Below are 20,296 nucleotides of genomic sequence, written 5' to 3'. Positions count from 1 at the left end.
TCTCGATTAACTTTCAAGCTAACTCACCAAAAAGCCAGTTTATTGAAAACATTAAATAAAGCCCTTAAGCCTTGAATATGCTAGTATCCACCCATATTTATAGCTTGAAAGTGACCATTTCGGCCTTATGCCACTGAGTTTCTTTCCAACCTGTATATTCCTTTAAACCGACGAATATACCGTTAAATCAATTTTAAAGAGAAATCACTATGATCGTTGATTTGAACCTAATCCCACAAACGTTTGATATGCTTCACGCAGGCCTAACTGCATCAAGCGTTTTACTACTGCTAATTGCCGTTTCTCGTAAAACCAAAGTGGTCGAGAAAGTCGTAGAAAAACCAGTAGAAAAGATCGTTGAAGTTGAAAAGCCAGTTGAGAAAATTGTCGAAGTAGAGAAAGTTGTTGAAGTTGAACGTGTGATCGAAAAAGTAGTAGAAGTTGAATCTAAGCTGGCAACAGCACCAACAGATTCTGCAATGCAGCTACTGTCTATCATGCAGCAAGAAGCTCGTTTAATTGACTTCCTAAAAGAAGACCTAACATCATTCTCTGATGAAGAAGTTGGCGCGGCAGCTCGTGTTATTCACACTGGCGGTCAAAAAGTATTAGCCGATTACGTAACGCTGTCTCACATCCGCACTGAAGATGAAGAAACACGTATCACTATTGCTGAAGGTTTCAACCCTCAAGAAATTCGCCTAACTGGCAACGTAACGGGTAATGCGCCATTCAACGGCACACTGGTTCACAAAGGTTGGAAAGCAACTGATATGAACCTGCCTAAGCTTGCTGAAAACTACGATGCATCTGTAATTGCACCGGCAGAGGTAGAGCTATAATGGAACACCAAAGTCATTCAGCTCAAGAGCCATCTTCTCAAGAGCAAAACCAGGTACCCAAGTTCAGTGTTGGTATCGATTTAGGTACTACACATTGCGTTTTGTCTTACATAGACACAAGCAATGAAGACGCTCGCGTTGAGGTGATGCCAATCCCTCAACTGACGGCGCCAGGTACAGTAGAAACTCGCAGCCAACTTGGCTCGTTCCTATACCAACCGCACGAACATGAAATGAATGCGGGCTCTCGCGTTCTTCCTTGGTCTTCAGAGCCAAAAGCGCTAGTGGGTGCAATTGCTCGTAACCTTGGTTCTAAAACCCCTATCCGTTTGGTAGCAAGTGCAAAATCTTGGTTATGCCACGGTGGTGTTAACCGTCGCGATGCTTTCCTTCCTGCAGGCAGCCCTGAAGAAGTTGAAAAAGTATCTCCGCTTAAGACAACTGAATTGTACCTTGAGCATCTTAAAGACGCATGGAACCACGCAAACCCAGAACACAAACTGGCAGACCAAGATGTAACGATCACGGTTCCAGCTTCGTTTGATCCTGCGGCTCGTGACCTAACAGCAGAAGCTGCACGTAATGTTGGTTTCGCTCACCTAACGCTTCTTGAAGAGCCACAAGCGGCTCTGTACAGCTGGATTGATAACAGCAACGACACATGGCGTGATGAAGTTAACGTTGGTGACATCGTTCTTGTTGTCGATATCGGTGGTGGTACAACCGACCTTTCGTTAGTTGAAGTAACACAAGATGACGGCAACCTAAGCCTGAACCGTATCGCAGTAGGTGAACATATCCTACTTGGCGGCGACAACATGGACTTAGCACTGGCTTACCGCTTGAAGATGAAACTGGCGCAAGAAGGCAAAGAACTGGCTCCTTGGCAGGTTCAAGCAATGACTCACGCATGTCGTGATGCGAAAGAAGCACTGCTTAACGATGCTGAACTGCAATCTGTGCCTATCGTTGTTCCAAGCCGTGGTTCTAAACTGCTTGGCGCAACACTGAAAACAGAACTGACTCAGCAAGAAGTTCAACAAACATTAGTGGACGGCTTCTTCCCTAAAGTTGCTGTAACTGAGCACCCTGTACAAAAGACGCGTGGCGCACTGACTCAAATGGGTCTGCCTTACGCTCAAGACGCAGGTATTACTCGTCACATTGCCGCATTCCTTTCTAAGCAAGCGAACGCGCTTTCTGGAAATAGCGAAACGGCTCAGCAAGATTTCAACCCGTTTGCAAACATGCCCGGTATGCCCGGTACGCAAGGGTCAGAAGCGCCAGCGGCAGACTTCATCAAGCCAACAGCAATCCTGTTCAATGGTGGTGTTCTAAAATCGAACCTACTTGCTGATCGTCTTTCAGATACGATCAACGAATGGTTGATCAATGCTGACGAAGAGTTCGCAAAACAGCTTTCAGGTTTAGATTTAGACCTAGCGGTTGCAAGTGGCGCTTCATACTACGGCGCAGTTCGTCGTGGCCAAGGCGTTCGTATCCGCGGTGGTATCGCTTCTTCTTACTACGTAGGAATTGAAAGCGCGATGCCAGCTATCCCAGGTATGGCTCCTCCGATGGAAGCTTTGTGTGTTGCACCATTTGGTATGGAAGAAGGTTCAAGCGTACAAGTACCTAGCCAAGAATTCGGTCTAGTGATTGGTCAGCCAGTACACTTCCAGTTCTTCGGTTCAACCATTCGTCGTGAAGATGAAGCGGGTACGCACCTTGATCACTGGGCGCCTGAAGAGCTTGATGAGCTTCCTGAAATCCAAGTGACGCTACCTGTTTCTGAAGGCCGTCGCGAAGGTGAAGTGGTTCCAGTGACTTTGGCTTCTCGCGTTACTGAGCTAGGCACCTTACACCTAGAAGCGATTGCTACTGACAACGGTCAGAAGTGGCACGTTGAGTTCGATGTTCGTGAAGACTCGAATAACGACTCAAACGAACAAGCATAATGAATCAACGGCACCTTAACGGGTGCCGTTACTTTATCAATGCGATTCCCTAGCCCTGTATTAAAAGCATTCCAAAGACAATAATAAGACCAAGATTATCCATTAACTGGTCATCACTTTGGCAGAATAAGGTTTTGTATGGCAACTCCTCGTTTTTTAGTCGGCATTGACTTAGGTACAACCAATACGGTTGTCGCTTACTGTGAAATCAACGACGACCTACAACATGCTCCCGTTTCTCTTTTCGATATTGACCAACTCATCGGCCCCGGTGAAGTGGTTCGCAAGCCCCTACTTCCATCCTTTCGTTACCACCCAGCACAAGGTCAAATCTCCCCTTCTGACCTGACGATGCCGTGGGAACCAAGCCCCGTTGAAGGCGATATTAAGAACGTTATCGTCGGTGAATGGGCTCGTGAATTAGGCGCTAAGGTTGAAGGCCGCCAAGTATCGAGTGCTAAGAGTTGGCTATCACACCAAGCGGTTGATCGTAACTCCGACATTCTGCCTTGGGCTGGCGCAGCTGATGTCGATAAAGTCTCGCCAGTTGTGGCGAGTGCAAGCTACCTCAACCACATTCGCCAAGCATGGAACTACCGTAACCCGAGCAACAAGCTGGAAGACCAAGATGTTGTGGTTACCGTTCCTGCTTCCTTCGATGAGACAGCACGTAAGCTAACACTCGAAGCCGCAGAACTGGCGGGCTTAGGTAAGATTCTATTACTCGAAGAGCCGCAAGCCGTTTGTTATGACTGGTATGCCCGTCACCAACAAACCGCAGCAGATGAACTTCAACAAATCCCACTGATTCTAGTGTGTGATGTTGGAGGTGGTACCACCGATTTAAGCTTAATTGACGCCAAATTCGATGCGAACAGCGACGGTAATAACGAGCTCGCACTCGACCGTATTGGTGTTGGTGAACACTTGATGCTCGGTGGTGACAACCTCGATTTAGCGCTTGCTCACCTCGCTGAGCAACGCTTCAATCAAAACAAAAAGCTCAATGCCTCTAGCCTAACCAAACTAATTCAACAGACTCGCGCCGCAAAAGAGAGCCTGCTTTCTGCCAATGCGCCCGATGATGTAAAGATCACCATGCTGGGCAGCGGTTCAAAACTGCTTGGCGGTACTAAGAGTATTGGTTTAACTAAACAAGAAGTCCATCAAATCGCATTGGAAGGTTTCTTCCCGCTTTCTGAGTTTACTGAAACACCCGACAAACGCCGCAGTGCTGTGGTTGAGTTTGGTCTGCCTTACGTGGCTGACCCTGCGGTGAGTAAGCACGTTGCAGAATTCCTAGCAACGCACCAACAAGTGTCTAAAGCCGCATTGGAAAACTCAGACTCTATTGAGTTCGATGACACCAAACCTGCAATTCCAGTTGGCGTGCTGCTCAATGGTGGTGTGTTTAACAGTGAACTGGTGACAGAGCGAATTACTCAGCTACTGGGCAACTGGAACGGTTCTCCTATCACAGTGCTTGATAACCCTCATCCAGATTGGTCTGTTGCCCTTGGCGCGGTTGCCTTTGGTAAAGCACGCCGCGGTGCACAGCTGAAAATCGGTGGCGGTGCTGCCCGTTCTTACTTCTTGCATCTGCAAGAGAAAAACAAGATGGGTAAAGCGCTTTGTCTGCTTGCCAAAGGAACCGAAGAAGGCCAAGAGGTACGCTTGAACAGCCGTCGTTTCTCGCTGACTTTAGGTGAGCCAGTACGATTTAATCTTCTGACTTCAACACACGATCAAATTGCTCATGACACCGCCATTCAAAACGGTGTGATGGTCAATGTGGATGCCGACTTGTTCTCCCCTCTCCCACCGTATATTTCTACGCTGGAAGGCTCAGGTACTGCAGAACTTCAAGCCAACCAAAAAGAGCGTGTTGAAGTACTGCTCGCTTGTCAGTTAACCGAAGTCGGCACATTGAAAATGGAGTGTGTGAGTATAGAAGATGACTCTAAGCGTTGGTTGCTTGAGTTTGAAGTAAGAAACAAGCAAGGCGATGAATCTGATACCTCCGCGCTTCACCCAAGATTGGAAGAGTGTAAGGAGTTGATTTCTCGCCTGTACAGCGGCAACAAGAAGAGTGCTGAATCGAAAGAGATCAAAACACTATCGAAAGATCTTGAGAAGCGACTAGGTAAACGCGATGAATGGGACTTCACGACCCTTCGTCATCTATTTGATACCTTCTCATTAGGTCGTAAACGTCGTCGCCGCTCAGAAGCACACGAGAAGAACTGGCTACGTTTGGCGGGATACTCGCTACGTCCTGGCTTTGGCGATCCGACTGACTCATGGCGTATCGAACAGATTTGGGGCCTTTACCAACAGAACATTCAGTTCAAGAACCACCAAGGCTGGACAGACTGGTGGGTATTCTGGCGTCGTGTCGCTGGTGGGCTAAACCAAGAGCAGCAAGAGAGTATCTTGGCTGACATCGCTAAATACCTTCACCCAGGTGCAATGAAGAACCCTAAGACAGCCAAAGATGCGCAAGATAATGGTTATGAAGCCATGGTCCGTTTAGCGGCGTCACTTGAGCAACTTGAGGTTGAAGACAAAGTGCTGCTGGCAAGTTGGTTCTTAAGCAAAGCGATCAACCATAACCAATTTGAACAGGCTCACTGGTGGGCGCTAGGACGATTAGCATCAAGAACGCCTTTGTATGGCAGCCAACACAGCGTAATTCCTAGAGAGCAAGCTGAACAGTGGTTACCAAAACTGCTTGAACAGAACTGGCAGAAAGAGCAGATGATCGCCTTCGCAGCGGTGATGATTTGTCGAAAAACCGGTGACCGTCAGTTTGATATCTCTGACGACTATCGCAATCAAGTGATTGAGAAGCTTAAGCAAAGCAAGGTACCTGACTCATGGTTAACACTAGTGAGTGAAGTGACTGAGCTTTCTGAGAGTGAATCTAAGCGTGTGTTTGGTGATGCGTTACCAAGCGGATTAAGCCTAATCAATAACTAGGTTTGAAAACGATTAGCTTTCGTTGCTAATGGTAAAGAAGCTAGCAAGAAAAGAAAAAGCCACTTTCGATTCGTTGAAAGTGGCTTTTTTATTGGTGGCTTAAGGCTGGTATGTGTAATCGACTTATAGCTTTTTGGTTAAGAGCCTTAGCCGTGTTGCAGTTCATCATTGTTAATGTTTGGTTCCAGTTGGGTTGATAGGAAAATCCGTATTTTCATAAATGTCAGATAGTTTTTTCGGTTTATTCTCTTTTGCTCCTTTGTTCGATTGATTATGAGTTTCGCTTAAAAGCCATTCCTCATGCATTTTTGCTGAATCCAAAAACTCTGGATCCTCCATTGCTTCCTTGCGAAGTTTATTTACACGTTCGAGAGTATCCCAAATCATAATACTTCACCTCCACTAAGGCAGTAATATAAAGATAGCTCAACCCCATGAAACTTCAACTAACCCAATGAGATAGCGATCTCAATTTCGTAATTCACTCGCTTTAAATAAGTGGATATGGTCACCTTTAGTTGGGCTCAAATAGTGGGTCTTTCCCCATGATCTTCGAAGATCATTAGGCACAAAAAAAGCGAGCTCGATGCTCGCTTTTTGTTTTTCTATCTGTTGATCGAAACACCAACACTCACTCGATTAAATCACACCGAGATTAAGCACGGTTACCGATTTTCACCTTGCCATTGGTAGCAAACCAAAGGGCTTCTGAACGACGACGACCGATTAAAATCGGGCCATCATCGTAGAACAAAAAGTTCTTCCAATGCTTCTTGAAAATCGCCCATTTGGTTTCAAGAACATTGTACTTTTCATAACAAAAATAAACAGTTACGTCATCTTGCCAATCAATAAAGTTAAGAATCTCTTCTGGCATTTCAGGCTCATCCGCTTCCCAATGCGCCATCCAGCTGATCTCTTCATTCCAGTTCGATGCTTTGCTTGGCCAGTCTTGCGAGCTCAGTCGTTCTGCGTCTGGGCTTTGAGGGCTCACGTTCTCTTTCCAGAACTGAGAAGCTCTCGCCTGTGTCATTGGCTTAATCTTTTCCAAGTCCTCTGCCGGCAGCGGCATTGACTGGTGTGTGAAAATCCATTTTCTTTGGTATTCGTCCAAAGTTGTGTATGACATCAAAATTCCTCAAATATCTTCTCAGGCTGATGGATTTACCATGCCTATCTGTTCTTTTTGATGCAGTGACGGTTTCATTTTATCTATGTCGTCACTGCCTCTAAATCTGTATTTACGCTTAATTGGTACTTACGCCTAATGACTATTGATCTCTATACAGCGCGTCTATCTTCCCAGTTTGGGTTAACTAATGCCGTCAGTATATGGTCTTCCCATTTACCGTTAATCTGTAGGTAGTCTTTAGCAAAACCTTCTCGGACAAAACCAAGATGTTCTAATACGCCAGCACTGCGTTCGTTGTGAGGCATGTAGCCCGCCATTAAGCGGTGCATGTTCTGCACATCAAACATGTAGTCTTTGGCCATGTTCAAACCTCTGCGCATGTAACCGTGGCCCTGTGCACTTTGCGCCAATGAGTAACCGACATTACAAGCGTAGAACGGGAAACGAGACAAATTACTGAACGATATGGTGCCTAACATTTCATTAGAGTCAGCGTTAATCAGTAAACAGTAATAGCCTAGCCCCATTTTATGAAGCTCGTTTAACTTGATCAGTCGCTGCGCCCAACTCGCTCTATCAAAGAACGCGTCTTCGCGAATCGGTTCCCAAGGTTTCAGATACTCTCTGTTAACCTGAAAGTACTCGCTGATCATGCCAGCATCATCGATTTCAGCCGTGCGTAGAATCAGATTACCATCATGCTTATAAATGCGCTCTGGTGTGCTCAAATCTTCCATAATCTTGTTCTTATTCGATCAGTTCTTTCTGATACCGTAATCACGAAGCTTATTCGCAATTGAGGTATGAGAAACATTCAAACGTTTTGCTAGCTTACGGCTTGATGGGAAAGACTGATAAAGCTTCTCTAGAAGCTGAGATTCATAGTCTTTCATGATCTCATCGAGCGAGCCGTCTAAGCTCAGGTTCGCCATTCCAGCCGTCATTGTTTCAAGCTGTGGCAAGTGGAATTGCTCAACCGTTAGCGTGTCTGAATCCAACTCTGTTAGTGCGCGTAGAACCATGTTGTCTAACTGACGAATGTTGCCCGGCCATTGGTAATTACCAAGCTGGTCGACTAACTCTTGAGTCAGTTTTGGTTTTAACATACCTAACTGCTGCGCGTACTTTGCAACGAACAGTTCCAACAGTGGCGCTACGTCGTTTGAGCGTTCACGCAATGCAGGGATAGACAGAGTCAGTACATTCAAGCGGTAAAACAAATCTTCACGGAACGAACCCGAGTCGGCTAATTCAGAAAGACGGTGGCGCGTTGATGCAATAATACGAACATCCGCGTGCATCTCTTCTTCTTCACCAACACGACGGAATGAACCATCTTGTAGGAAACGCAGCAGCTTGATTTGAAGATGCGGGCTCATCTCGCCAATTTCATCTAAAAATACGGTACCGCCATTCGCTTGTTCGAAAATACCTTTATGACCTTGCTCATGGTTGAATGAACCCGGCGCATGACCAAACAATTCCGTTTCCGCTACGTCATCAGGCATCGATGCACAGCTTAGAATCAAGAATGGGAAAGACGATCGATTTGAACGGTTATGACACGCTTTCGCCAGCATCTCTTTACCCGTACCTGTATCGCCTTCAATTAATAGAGGCTGATCCAGCATAGCCAATTTCCTAGCTTGGCTGATCAAGGCTTTATGGCGATTAGAGACACCAACAAAGTGTTCAAAACCCAGGTTGTTCTGTTCTGGGATTGAATCTGGCGAGTTCATCTCTTGATTACAAGAGCGAATCGTCATTACTGCGCTTGCCAGTACCGCTTCGTTGACATCACCACCAAGGTAAATCGGCAGGATCTCAATAGAGAAATCTAAACCATCTAACACGACAACTTCACGATGACGCGTTACATCGCCTTCGATCCAGCGAGCAAAGTTAAAGCTAGGAACAAACGTCGCTAGCGGTTCACCGATGACTGCGTCTTCTTGCTTATTAAAAAGGTTCAATGCAGCGTGGTTAGCCATATCGACTGAGCCTTTAAGGTCAATCGCAATCACAGGATCAGGTAGGTTTGCCAGCAGAGCAATCAGCTCTGTGTTATGCCTTTCGCTTGGCATAAATTGGATTTTACGTACATCCTTCACACCTGAAATTCGGCGAATTTCAGCCATAAGTTCACTAAAAGCATCAAAATCAATATCAGGGCAGTTTAGATAAATAATACCTTTAACATCAATTTCGATTCCTCTTAAATCAATGCTTTTTGAGGCCAAGATATCGAGCAACTCACGCGTTAAGCCGAGTCTGTCTTCACACAATACTTCAAGACGCACAAATAGTCCTATTATAGGTGTCAGGATAAGTTGACAGTAGTGTGGATTAAGCTCTGAGTTCAGTCAAGAAGAAGAGTTATCATATATCTATTCAATTTTTAGATATCAACACCTTAGAAAGATCTAAAACCATTCACCACACTTATCAACATTTCCAACCGTAACACCTCGCAACATCCCCTTACTTTATAAATGGTTATTTTATGGAACTAAAGTCAAATCACCCATAGCCTATATTCTTCCGTATAAAAACATCGGCTTAAATATGAAATACTCTAAACTATTCCTCACAATAATCAGTACCTTCTCTGCGTCTAGTTTTGCAATGACTTCTTTCGATACAAGAAGTGTTGGCATGGGCAGCACTGGAGCTGCGTCAGCCTCTTACCTAACATCCAGTTTTCATAATCCTGCTTTAGCGGCTCGTTATAAAGAAGGAGATAACTTTGGGTTAATTCTTCCCGTTCTCGGAGCAAGGGTTCATGATGCAGATGACATGATCGACAAGTTGGATCACTTCCAAGATATTGATGAACGATTGCAATTTGATCCCGGGAATGAAGAACTATTAGAGGAATGGCGCAAAGCTTTAAAACAACTAGATAACGGAAACTTAAACGTAGAAGCTAATCTAGGTACAGTATTCGCTATTCCAAATAAACACCTGAGCACCAACTTCTTCATTAAATCTCAAGTAGCCACCATTGCTAGATTCAATGTGAATGATGATGACTTACAAAATGATAACCCTACAGATTCAGAACTGCTCTCAAGTGGTCAAGCGGTTGGTATAGCAATTGTTGATGTAGGTTTTACTTTTGCTGATACATTTACTTTTCAAGAACACGATTTTATGTTGGGTATTTCACCCAAATACCAACGAATTTATGGTCTGAACTACGTTGAAACACTGGATGATTTAGATGACGACTTTGATATTGAAGAGGATTACGTAGAAAAATCCGCATTCAACATAGATTTTGGTGCTGCTTATGAATGGGGAGATAACACCATTATTGGGTTGTCTGCTAAGAACCTCCTGTCACAAAAGCTAAAAACTAAAACTCACATGGGACAAAAAGCAACGGTACTTGTTGAACCAGAATATGTATTAGGTATTTCCTATGATAAATCGTGGTACAACCTTACAGCGGATATTGATTTAAACGCCGTCAAGCACTTTAAAGAGTACGACTACAAAACTCAGTATGCAAAAGTGGGCGCTGAGCTTGATGCATTCAGTTGGGCTCAACTTCGTTTAGGCTACATGCATAGTTTAACTAACTATGCAGATGACCTAGCCACTGTAGGCTTAGGCTTTAAACCATTCGGTATCTTTGGATTCGATTTAGCGGCACAAGCAGGCAAAGATAATAACTACGGGGCTTCTGCTCAGCTCATCATGCATTTTTAGTCTCTGCCAAAAGAACAATTTAAATAAACCGCACCCATTTTGTGGGTGCGGTATTGTTATTTGAGAGTGATACGCTTTATTTCAGATAGGACGGCTTTGCGGAGGCCTGCCAGTTTTACTTTTCGTTCGTTATGCCAAGGCATAGGACGCAGCAATGTCATGGCTTTTAAGCCCAGTCTTGCAGTAAGGATACCGACACCTAGCCCCTGCCCTGCTCGAGCTGAGACTTTGCCTGCAAGATCCATCGAGACGAGATCCATACTTGCATCAATTGCGAGTTCACTGGCTCCCGCTGCTGCCATGTTGATTAACACCAGTTTAAATAGCTTAATGCGAGACCAGTAGCCAAGCTCAATGCCATACACATCAGCAAGCTTGTCTATCATGGTGAAATTTCGCCAAGCCACCAACAACATATCAGCCGCCGCCAATGGACTCACCGCGACCAAAGCCGCCGATTCGGTCGAAAACTTAGTGACGATTTGAGTCGCTACTTTGTCTTGTTGACTCACGACTAACGCATCGTACATATCCAACACTTCTGCATCACTGTGTGCAGGGTTAATGCTGTTTCGCCACTTATCGTACGAAGGAGACTCAGCGATAATGCCGCCTTGCTTGGCGATGTTTTCACAGAACGCTTTGCCCTTGCCGACACTTTGACTTTGGAGTAGCTCTTCACTCTGCTCTTGCACACTAAAGTGATCTTTAAGTGAACGCAGTTTCCACAGCTCTTTGCCTATTGCGCCTAAACCCAATGAAGCAATGGCAGCAATGAAGCCTGCCCAACCTAACGCCAGCCAGTCAGCCGATTGAATCGCGGTAATGACCGAATCAATTGCCTGCCATCCAACTAGGCCAGAGAAAGCGACCAATAAACCCGTTCCAAACCACTTCTTCTTTTTGCTCGGTCGAATCACTTGTTCCAATTGCTGCTCAGCTTCACCATCAAGATCAGCTTTCACTTGCGGTGCGACAGGGACAAATTTCTCTTGCTCTGTGAACAGTTGTTGAGCGCCTAAATCCGGGCCAACGTCACTCTTGTCTTGCTCATCAAAAGAGGTCTTCAACGGTTCATTAAAGACCTGCTTTGTTTTTAATTCACTCATTTTGATTGCCTCAATTACTTCAACTTGTCGCCAATGAGATACTCTAAAACCTTGTCGACTCTTAGATGTTGGCAAGGCTCATCGGAATGTTGCTCCATCGGTCTAAAGCTCGTGAAATCAAACTGGTTGGTTTCCCAATACTGTTTGTTGGGCAACTTACGCGGCACCTCTCCCGGATACATGGTTTGAGGGACATTATCCAAAGTCACACCTTGCAACGCCGGAACATTGTCTGAGCCAGACGAGATATAACCCGCGCTGGTCGCTTGAATAGACGCGATACTCATACAACTCATGTCGATGTGTTCAAACGCCGCCTGCTGCCAAGCCGGATGTACCATCTGTTGTAACAGTGACACCAAGTTCGGATGTTGATCCGGTGTCACGTGGTCAGCCTTGGTAGCTGCAAACAAGATCTTGTCGATCTTCGGCGCAAATAAACGTCTTAAGATATTGCTTCGACCGTACTTAAAGCTCTTAAGTAACTGTTCTAACGCGCCACGCATATCCATGAAAGAGTCATAGCCCGCATTAAGTGGCTGTAAGCAATCCACCAACACGATTTGTCTGTCGAACGTCGCGAAGTGATTCTTGTAGAACGCTTTGACGACCTTCTGTTGATACTCTTCATAACGCGCTTTAAGTACCGCATAGTTACTTGTTTTTGAGAACTTACCCTCAGGTGCGATGCACGGGAAGAATTGCAACACAGGCGCGCCTTCAAGCTCACCGGGTAATACGAATCGACCCGGTTGTACCCAATGCAGCCCGTTACTTTTACAAGTATGAAGGTACTGAGTGTAGCTATCGGCAATCGCGACCAGTTTCTTTTCGTCCGCTTCTGTTAGCAAATCGATATCACCACGCATTACGTTCCACTGTTGCGAGTAAGTTTCTCTGTCGCCTTTCAATGCGGCAAACTGAGATTGGCTCCAGGTATCGAAGTCCATATCCAGTAACGGCAAATCAAGCAGCCATTCACCTGGATAATCGACAATATCGAGATAAAGGGTGCTGTTTTTACTCAGTAGCTTTTTCGCGCCCTTCGCAGGCTTATATTTGATTGCTAGACGAATCTCACTGACATCACGCGTTGGCACTGGCCATTCTGGTGGCTGTGCATTCAACGACTCCATCGCTTCATCATAAGAGAAGCGTGGAATCATCATGTTGTGTTGCGGGATACGCTTTGCGCCAATAATTCTTCCATCTCTCGCCGATGCAAGCAGTGGCAAGTTTTTGTGGGTAGACGTATGAAGAAGCTGATTAACCAGCGAAGTAATGAATGCTGTCTTACCCGCACGAGAGAGCCCCGTGACCGCTACTCGAATATGAGAATCCGTTCCTCTGCTTATAAAGTCACTCATTTCTTGAGTTAGGTGTTTCATTTGAACGACTCCGTGATAGTTAGGCTAGCTGGTTATGATAATAGAAAGGCAAGCCTATGTTCTTTCCCCGTTGGGATAGTTTGTATGCTTTTGCTTATGTTGATGAGTATGCAATACACATTCTTAATGCTAGATGAATAAAAGCCCCTGACTACATTCATAATCAGGGGCTTTAGAATTTTTGCACGATATCCGACGTCTAATCGTCTTCAATCAACTTGTAGATAACAAACAGTGCAATCTCTGCAATTAGCCAAAGCGCACATGTAATCGTCACGTATTTATTATCAAAGATACTGATCCCTTTCAAGATCAGGTCGTAGCCAACAAAAGCACCAATCACCACTGCCAAGATAATCTGTAGGATCTGAATAAAACGAGGCATTCCTCTCTCCTATGTTCTTATATCAAACTATGTGTTTATCACTATATCATTGATAATAAGACAAAAGTGCAGATAATGCTGCACTTTTGTCTTTAACTTTCTGTCAAAAATTGCAATTCAAACGCTGAAGTTAGCGACAATTACGATTTTTTGGCGTCGATTAATTACGCTTTCTCAGCTTCAGCAATCTTCACTTTCCACGTGTCAGGGCCGATCTGGTGTGCGTTCACGCCGCTAGAGTCAACCGCTACCGTTACAGGCATATCTTCAACTTCAAACTCGTAAATCGCTTCCATACCGAGATCTTCAAACGCAACAACGCGTGCTTTTTTAATTGCTTTTGCGACTAAATAAGCTGCACCACCAACCGCCATTAGGTAAACCGCTTTGTGCTCTTTGATTGATTCAACCGTTGCAGGGCCACGTTCCGCTTTACCGATCATGCCCATAATGCCAGTTTCGTTCAGCATCATGTCAGTGAACTTATCCATACGTGTTGAAGTCGTTGGGCCCGCAGGACCTACCGCTTCATCACCTACAGCATCAACAGGACCCACGTAGTAAATGAACTTGCCTTTGAAATCAACGCCGTCTGGTAAGCCTTCGCCGCTTTCTAGCATGCCTTGAATACGTTTATGAGCAGCATCACGACCGGTTAAGATCTTACCTGACAGAAGAACCGTTTCGCCGGTCTTCCACTCTTGTACGTCTTCTTTAGTCACTTCATCAAGGTTAACACGACGTGTATTTTCGCCCGCTTCCCAAGTGATGTCTGGCCACTCTTCTAACTTAGGTGGCGTTAGCTCTGCTGGGCCGCTGCCATCTAGTGTGAAGTGAACGTGACGCGTTGCTGCACAGTTCGGGATCAAACATACAGGCTTAGAAGCAGCATGAGTTGGTGCTGTTTTGATTTTTACATCAACCACAGTAGTGAGACCGCCAAGACCTTGTGCACCAATGCCAAGCTTGTTTACACGGTTGAAGATGTCTAAACGAAGCTCTTCTTCTGCGTTCTCAGGACCTTTCTCGATAAGCTCTTGGATATCGATGTGTTCCATCAAAGATTCTTTCGCTAGCACAGCTGCTTTCTCAGCCGTACCGCCGATGCCTATACCTAGCATACCCGGTGGACACCAGCCTGCACCCATTGTTGGCAGCGTCTTCTCTACCCATTCTGCAATATCATCAGAAGGGTTCAGCATAACCATCTTGGTTTTGTTCTCAGAACCGCCGCCCTTAGCCGCGATTTGAATTTCAACTTTGTTGCCTGGAACCATATTAACGTGGACAACCGCTGGTGTGTTGTCTTTGGTATTAATACGCTTACCTGCAGGGTCCATTAGGACAGATGCACGCAATGGGTTATCTGGGTTGTTGTAAGCTTGACGAACGCCTTCATCAACCATCTGTTGTACTGTTTGATCCGTTTCCCACCTAACATCCATACCGATGTTCACGAAACAAGTAACAATACCCGTATCCTGACAAATTGGACGATGGCCTTCCGCAGACATGCGCGAGTTGATAAGAATCTGAGCGATCGCATCTTTAGCTGCTTGACTCTCTTCTTTCTCGTACGCTTTTTCTAGGGCTTGGACAAAGTCTAAAGGGTGATAATAAGAAATGTACTGAAGTGCGTCAGCGACACTGCTGATCACATCTTGCTTACGAATAACCGTCATTGCATGCCTCTTTATTGTTCTGGTTCCATGTGGGTTCACAGTTTGACTATATGTGCCAAATCGAATTAGGTGGTTTAGCTTTTTATTGTGTTGAGCTGTATTTAGTTGCTTTAGCAATCGCTTGCATAGCTTTAAACTAAACCACTTGGATTACTCCGTTCTAATCAAGAACCCATTTTATTTTCAATTTATGATACTCTTGCTTCCTCTCACACGCCATGCAGTGATCGAACTCTTTGTCACAAATTAAACAAATGAATAACAACGAATTTCGCTCTATCCAAATCAAGCCGCTTGAATATCAATCAACTTTAGCTAAACAGCTGTTTTCCCATATTGAAAACCTGCCGTGGGCAATGCTATTACGCTCCGCTTCAGAAAGCCACGTTGATAGTCGATACGATATTTTAGTTGCTCAACCCATCGCCACCTTCGAGACAATCGGTGCAGAAACGACCGTTAATGTTAATGAGACGTGCGAGGTTTCAGACTCTGATCCTTTCGAACTACTCGACCAATATCAGCAACAATTATTGCCTGCGACTAAAGAGCACACTCAGTTGCCATTCGTTGGCGGCGCTTTAGGCTATTTTAGCTATGATTTAGGGCGCAGAGTCGAGACACTTCCATCACTCGCAAAGCGTGATATTGAAGCACCTGACATGGCAGTTGGCTTGTATGAATGGGCTGTTATCGTTGACCACCAATTGAAAACGGCGTGTATTGTCGGTAGCAATATCGATGAACATCATGATTGGCTAATGCAGCAGATGGCTCAATCACACCTATCACATGCGCCCTTTGGGTTAACCACACCGTGGCAATCCAATATGAGCGAAGAGAGCTACGCCACTAAGTTCGATAGTGTTCAAGAGTACCTGTTATCCGGGGACTGCTATCAGATTAACTTAGCTCAGCGCTTCAATGCCCAATACCAAGGTAGTGAATGGCTGGCTTATGACAAGTTAGAACAGTACAACTCAGCGCCCTTTTCGGGTTTTATCCGTTTGGCCGACTGCGCAATCATCAGTGTTTCGCCAGAGCGTTTCTTAGAACTCAAAGACAACGTCATTGAAACCAAGCCAATCAAAGGCACACGACCTCGTTCTGAGGACCCGATGATTGATAATGCCAACGCGCAAGACCTAGCAAGCGCCGATAAAGATCAGGCGGAAAACTTGATGATCGTCGACCTACTTCGTAATGACATTGGCCGAGTAGCAAAACCGGGCACAGTGCATGTACCAAAGCTCTTCGATATTGAAAGCTTCCCTGCCGTGCACCACTTAGTGAGCACGATACGAGCGGACCTTGATGACCAATACTCTGCAACTGACCTTCTGAGAGCCTGTTTCCCTGGAGGCTCGATTACTGGCGCACCAAAAGTTCGCGCGATGCAGGTCATTGAAGAGTTAGAACCGCATCGACGTTCAGCGTACTGCGGCAGTATTGGCTACATCAGCCGAAATGGCAGAATGGATACCAGTATTACCATTCGTACATTAGTCGCCGAGAACAACACGCTTTATGCTTGGGCTGGCGGTGGTGTGGTATTTGATAGTGATTGTGCTTCTGAATACCAAGAAACACTGGATAAGCTGAGTCGAATTCTACCGGTACTTGAAGATTGCTAAACCTAGTGTCATTAACTGCGAGTTCCGCGACTTAATGACGAGTTCCGTAGCTTAACGGCTAGCAAAAGTTCGATATAAAAAGAAACCGAAGGATCGTAAGATCACTTCGGTTTTTTAGTCTGTAAGTTAGAGTACATAACTCACAACGCTTTATTCGCGTGTTTAAGCGACCTTCACCGCTGAGACACCCCACTTCTTGAGCATTTCTTTAAGATCGTTGGCTGTGTAAGGCTTACTCAAAATGTCATCCATTCCGCACTGAATACAACGTTCTCGCTCTTCCAGCGTCGTTCCGGCGGTGAGTGCCACAATAGATTTAACGTAACCCTTCTCTCTTAGCTTCTCTGTTGCTTCAAACCCGTCCATAACAGGCATTCTGCAATCCATGAAAACAATGTCGTATTCATTATCTGAAGCAAGCTCAAAAGCTTCTACACCATTGCTCGCGGTAGCAGGTTCAATCTCATGTTTACGTAACATTTGTTGGATGATGATCTGGTTCATCTTAATATCATCAACCACCAGCACTTTAAGCAGTGACAATTCGACTTCAGATTCAAAGCCTCTGGCGACACTATCACTCTCTGCTGGTACATCGACAACCTGAAGAGGAATCGAGATGGTAAACGTAGTGCCTGAGCCAACAACACTGGTCACCCCAATCACGCCATTCATCAAAGCCACCAGCTTGCGACAAATCGCTAAGCCAAGCCCAGTGCCCTCATAATTTCGGCTACTTGAGTTGTCAGCTTGTGTGAAAGGTTCAAACAGCGTCTTATGTGCTGATTCAGCAATTCCGACTCCAGTATCTTCTACAGAGAAAACAAATTGGTTTTTGTCCCATTCGATATCGACATTCACATGTCCTTCTTCTGTAAATTTAATCGCATTACCGATTAAGTTCACAAACAGCTGAGTGATGCGCTCTAAATCACCTTGGAAATGGGAGGGAACATTTGACGCAACACTGATATTAAATTCAAGCTGCTTCTCGATTGCTCGATTGACGAAAATACTATCAATCGTGTTTCGCAAGTCATTCAGGGCAAATTTCTTTGGAATAAGCTCTAACATCCCTGCGTTAATTTTGCTGTAATCCAATAGATCATTAATGATGGTTCGGAGAAACTCTCCAGATTGGCTCAGGTTGTTCACTATCTCACGCTGAGAGCTATTCAGTTCGGTATCACTGATCAACTCGGCACTGCCTAGTAAGCCATTAAGTGGAGTTCTTAACTCATGGTTAATCATCGCCACAAAATCACGAGTTGCCCTTTCGGACTCTTCCGCTCGTTTACGTGATTCAATATTTCGGTTGATTGCTAGTTGATGGGTTAAGGCACTGCAGATAAGGTCCGTGACCAACAACAGTTGGCTTTGGATAAACTCGTAGTCTTGGTCTAACAATCTGACTCTGACGATTAACGCACCAACTATGACTTTTTCAACCTCTAAGGGCACGGTCAGTAGGTTGTCTTGCCAATGAGGTTCTTGAATGTCTTGCTCTAACACCTCGACAGTCTCATCGCCATAATCATAGGTCTGTAACTGAGGGATGAGCTTGGGAGGTAGAATCAAACGACTGGCTTCGATTAAGTAACTGTTAGTCACGTTGGTCGTTAGTTCAGATAACATGACATCATCGAGATCATTTCTTAGAAACGCGCGCCCAAAATCAATCAACAGGTTGTCGATTTGTTCTTGGAATTCAATGCGGCGTATATTCGCGTTGGAGCGCTTTTCTAACTGACGCAAAGCAAGCTCAAGCTGTTGGTTAGCCTCGAACAGTTCGAGGCTCTTCTGTTCCAACAATCCTTCAGCCGCTTTCCTTGCCGCGATTTGACGCTTAAGCTTCTTCTCTAGGGCAGATGCCAGATCCATATTACTTTTCTACTTTGAGATTAAACCTAACCACGCTTTGGTCATCATTTTGTGGCGTCATCTCCACCGCGATAGATTCACCGTGGTATTCAGCACATCCTTCAATAAGCCCTAAGCAAACATGAGACATACACCTTGCGCTTTTGTAGTCAAAAACAAGTTGTGCTTCGTTCGTGGTGATAAAACTGAATTCAGGTGGCTCAGCATCTGGATAGAGCTTCTTCACTTCAACATGAATGTAACGCTCTACGTGCTGAATAAATTGAAAGGTGGTATTGCTGTGAGCAAGGCTCGCTTTATTCGGTAATGAGGCCAGTAAGTTCTTAAATACAGACTGCCCAAACACGCGTTGTAAGCTTGCCGCATCAATATCGGTTTTCTTACTCAAGTTGATAATCAACCTGACAAGGTCTTTGTGGTCGTAACTGCCGACCGACGTATAGATCCCTTCATCTTCTGACATTTCTAGAACTTCTTCCAAAAGCTCTAGCCCAAACTTGTCTTCAACAAGCTCTAAAAATTCGGTGAATATGATTCCTTTCATCTCATACCTTTTCTTCTATTTCTTTTTAGAATGGTCCACTAAGTTATTGTTATCAAATTCTTAAACAAAAAATCTACGTTTCGTCACCCAATTTTATGACATGGGTAACGCTTACTCGCCTGTATGCACATATTGAATATAGCAAAAATCGTCATTTTGAGGAGATTCATCGGTAAACAGCCTCTCATGACGCCCAATTGATAACTAAAAGAGGGAAAGTGAATGAAGAAAAACTCGATATTGGTAATCAACCCACGGTTATGTCTATACTTAAAATCATAATAATCAATATATTGGCTTGATATGAATAAAGAAAACTTCCTTCAGCAATTCCAACTTAACCCTACCGTTGGCTATCATCCTGAGTCAGTAGAGCGTGTTTCGCACATCAGTGGCGAGCAATTACGTAAAGCGGCAGTGGTGGTAGGTTTAGTTGAAAGAGAAGATGGTTTACATGTCATTTTTACTAAAAGAGCGGCTCATTTAAAGCATCACCCCGGCCAAGTCAGCTTTCCTGGTGGTAAACACGAACTTTCTGACCCTTCTATGCAATTCACTGCACTCAGAGAGCTCCATGAGGAGGTGGGAATTCGATCGGATCAAGTTAAAATTGTTGGGCAATTACCTGCATTGAGTACTATTAGTAAATTTTCTGTGACGCCGATTGTTGCCATGGTCGATCCTGACTATGAAGCCATCATTGATGAGAACGAAGTTGCCTCAATTTTTGAGGTGCCCGCTACCTATGTTTTAGACCAAGCCAAGTTACACAGCCACACTGTTAACTTTAAACAAATCAAGCATCGTGTTTTTGCGATGCCCTTCCAAGAGCACCTAATTTGGGGCGTTACGGCGCAAATCATCCAATCGCTGCAGCAACACGTACTGCAACGAATCACATAGCAACTACGTTTTGTTTAATCTCTGTTAACAAAATCCAGACTTTCTATGGAACAGATTTATTAATGCAATTTTACGCAAACGTTTCCCTGGTATAAATCTATACAACCCCGCCTTTCGCATAAATAAAACTAATACCAGGCATAAA

At 44.8% G+C, this 20,296-nt stretch carries 16 protein-coding genes; 6 read left to right on the top strand and 10 right to left on the bottom strand.

All coding sequences use genetic code 11. The features are described from left to right. Positions 1 to 209: 209 nt before the first annotated feature. The 3 genes from A6D97_RS08380 (at position 210) to A6D97_RS08370 (ending at position 5,779) form a co-directional block, all read left to right on the top strand. Positions 210 to 842: a DUF2760 domain-containing protein gene (locus A6D97_RS08380; RefSeq protein ID WP_017091262.1), complete on the top strand. Its 633-nt coding sequence runs from the start codon at positions 210 to 212 to the stop codon at positions 840 to 842. Next, the gene (locus A6D97_RS08375) at positions 842 to 2,800 is read left to right on the top strand and encodes an Hsp70 family protein (RefSeq protein ID WP_065584186.1); all 1,959 of its coding nucleotides are present in this window, start codon (positions 842 to 844) and stop codon (positions 2,798 to 2,800) included. The genes A6D97_RS08380 and A6D97_RS08375 overlap by 1 nt, the downstream gene beginning before the upstream one ends. 138 nt (positions 2,801 to 2,938) lie before the next feature. After that, positions 2,939 to 5,779, top strand: coding sequence for an Hsp70 family protein (locus tag A6D97_RS08370; protein WP_065584185.1), 2,841 nt, complete (start codon positions 2,939 to 2,941; stop codon positions 5,777 to 5,779). Positions 5,780 to 5,950: 171 nt separating this feature from the next. Here A6D97_RS08370 and A6D97_RS08365 read toward each other — a convergent pair whose 3' ends face one another. The 4 genes from A6D97_RS08365 to tyrR all read right to left on the bottom strand — a co-directional run bounded on the left by A6D97_RS08365 (position 5,951) and on the right by tyrR (position 9,211). After that, on the bottom strand, positions 5,951 to 6,166 hold the full coding sequence (locus tag A6D97_RS08365) for a hypothetical protein (protein ID WP_017065431.1): 216 nt from the start codon (positions 6,164 to 6,166) through the stop codon (positions 5,951 to 5,953). 268 nt (positions 6,167 to 6,434) lie between these two features. Further along, positions 6,435 to 6,908 (bottom strand): DUF2947 domain-containing protein, encoded by a 474-nt coding sequence (locus A6D97_RS08360; RefSeq protein ID WP_017060433.1) that lies wholly within the window; start codon positions 6,906 to 6,908, stop codon positions 6,435 to 6,437. A gap of 152 nt (positions 6,909 to 7,060) precedes the next feature. Continuing rightward, positions 7,061 to 7,648 carry a ribosomal protein S5-alanine N-acetyltransferase gene (gene rimJ, locus A6D97_RS08355; RefSeq protein ID WP_065584184.1) on the bottom strand — a complete coding sequence of 196 codons (588 nt, stop codon included), beginning with the start codon at positions 7,646 to 7,648 and terminating at the stop codon, positions 7,061 to 7,063. 18 nt (positions 7,649 to 7,666) lie between these two features. Further along, positions 7,667 to 9,211: a transcriptional regulator TyrR gene (gene tyrR, locus A6D97_RS08350; protein WP_065584183.1), complete on the bottom strand. Its 1,545-nt coding sequence runs from the start codon at positions 9,209 to 9,211 to the stop codon at positions 7,667 to 7,669. A gap of 325 nt (positions 9,212 to 9,536) precedes the next feature. On the opposite strand from tyrR, the gene traF reads away from it, so the two are divergent. After that, on the top strand, positions 9,537 to 10,625 hold the full coding sequence (gene traF, locus A6D97_RS08345) for a conjugal transfer protein TraF (protein ID WP_170791815.1): 1,089 nt from the start codon (positions 9,537 to 9,539) through the stop codon (positions 10,623 to 10,625). 56 nt (positions 10,626 to 10,681) lie between these two features. Here traF and A6D97_RS08340 read toward each other — a convergent pair whose 3' ends face one another. The 4 genes from A6D97_RS08340 to A6D97_RS08325 all read right to left on the bottom strand — a co-directional run bounded on the left by A6D97_RS08340 (position 10,682) and on the right by A6D97_RS08325 (position 15,189). Further along, on the bottom strand, positions 10,682 to 11,734 hold the full coding sequence (locus tag A6D97_RS08340; RefSeq protein ID WP_065584181.1) for a TIGR01620 family protein: 1,053 nt from the start codon (positions 11,732 to 11,734) through the stop codon (positions 10,682 to 10,684). 14 nt (positions 11,735 to 11,748) lie between these two features. Beyond that, a complete protein-coding gene (locus A6D97_RS08335) occupies positions 11,749 to 13,122 on the bottom strand; it encodes a YcjX family protein (RefSeq protein WP_065584180.1) in 1,374 nt (457 codons plus the stop codon). Positions 13,123 to 13,321: 199 nt separating this feature from the next. Beyond that, on the bottom strand, positions 13,322 to 13,507 hold the full coding sequence (locus tag A6D97_RS08330) for a hypothetical protein (protein ID WP_004734731.1): 186 nt from the start codon (positions 13,505 to 13,507) through the stop codon (positions 13,322 to 13,324). A 164-nt stretch (positions 13,508 to 13,671) separates the two neighbouring features. After that, positions 13,672 to 15,189, bottom strand: a complete 1,518-nt coding sequence (locus A6D97_RS08325) for a fumarate hydratase (RefSeq protein ID WP_065584179.1) — start codon at positions 15,187 to 15,189, stop codon at positions 13,672 to 13,674. 254 nt (positions 15,190 to 15,443) lie between these two features. On the opposite strand from A6D97_RS08325, the gene pabB reads away from it, so the two are divergent. Then, positions 15,444 to 16,823, top strand: coding sequence for an aminodeoxychorismate synthase component I (gene pabB / locus A6D97_RS08320; RefSeq protein WP_065584178.1), 1,380 nt, complete (start codon positions 15,444 to 15,446; stop codon positions 16,821 to 16,823). Between the two features lie 162 nt (positions 16,824 to 16,985). Here the strand turns inward: pabB and A6D97_RS08315 are convergent, their stop codons facing one another. Continuing rightward, on the bottom strand, positions 16,986 to 18,704 hold the full coding sequence (locus A6D97_RS08315) for an ATP-binding protein (protein WP_065584177.1): 1,719 nt from the start codon (positions 18,702 to 18,704) through the stop codon (positions 16,986 to 16,988). Between the two features lies 1 nt (position 18,705). Further along, a complete protein-coding gene (locus A6D97_RS08310) occupies positions 18,706 to 19,248 on the bottom strand; it encodes a heme NO-binding domain-containing protein (protein WP_065584176.1) in 543 nt (180 codons plus the stop codon). 303 nt (positions 19,249 to 19,551) lie between these two features. On the opposite strand from A6D97_RS08310, the gene A6D97_RS08305 reads away from it, so the two are divergent. After that, complete coding sequence (locus tag A6D97_RS08305; RefSeq protein WP_065584175.1) at positions 19,552 to 20,151, top strand: CoA pyrophosphatase; 600 nt, start codon at positions 19,552 to 19,554, stop codon at positions 20,149 to 20,151. Positions 20,152 to 20,296: the final 145 nt, after the last annotated feature.

The organism is Vibrio sp. ZF57, from assembly GCF_001691235.1.
GTDB classification, from domain to species: Bacteria; Pseudomonadota; Gammaproteobacteria; order Enterobacterales; family Vibrionaceae; genus Vibrio; species Vibrio crassostreae_C.
This window is presented reverse-complemented; position numbering and strand designations above follow the sequence as displayed.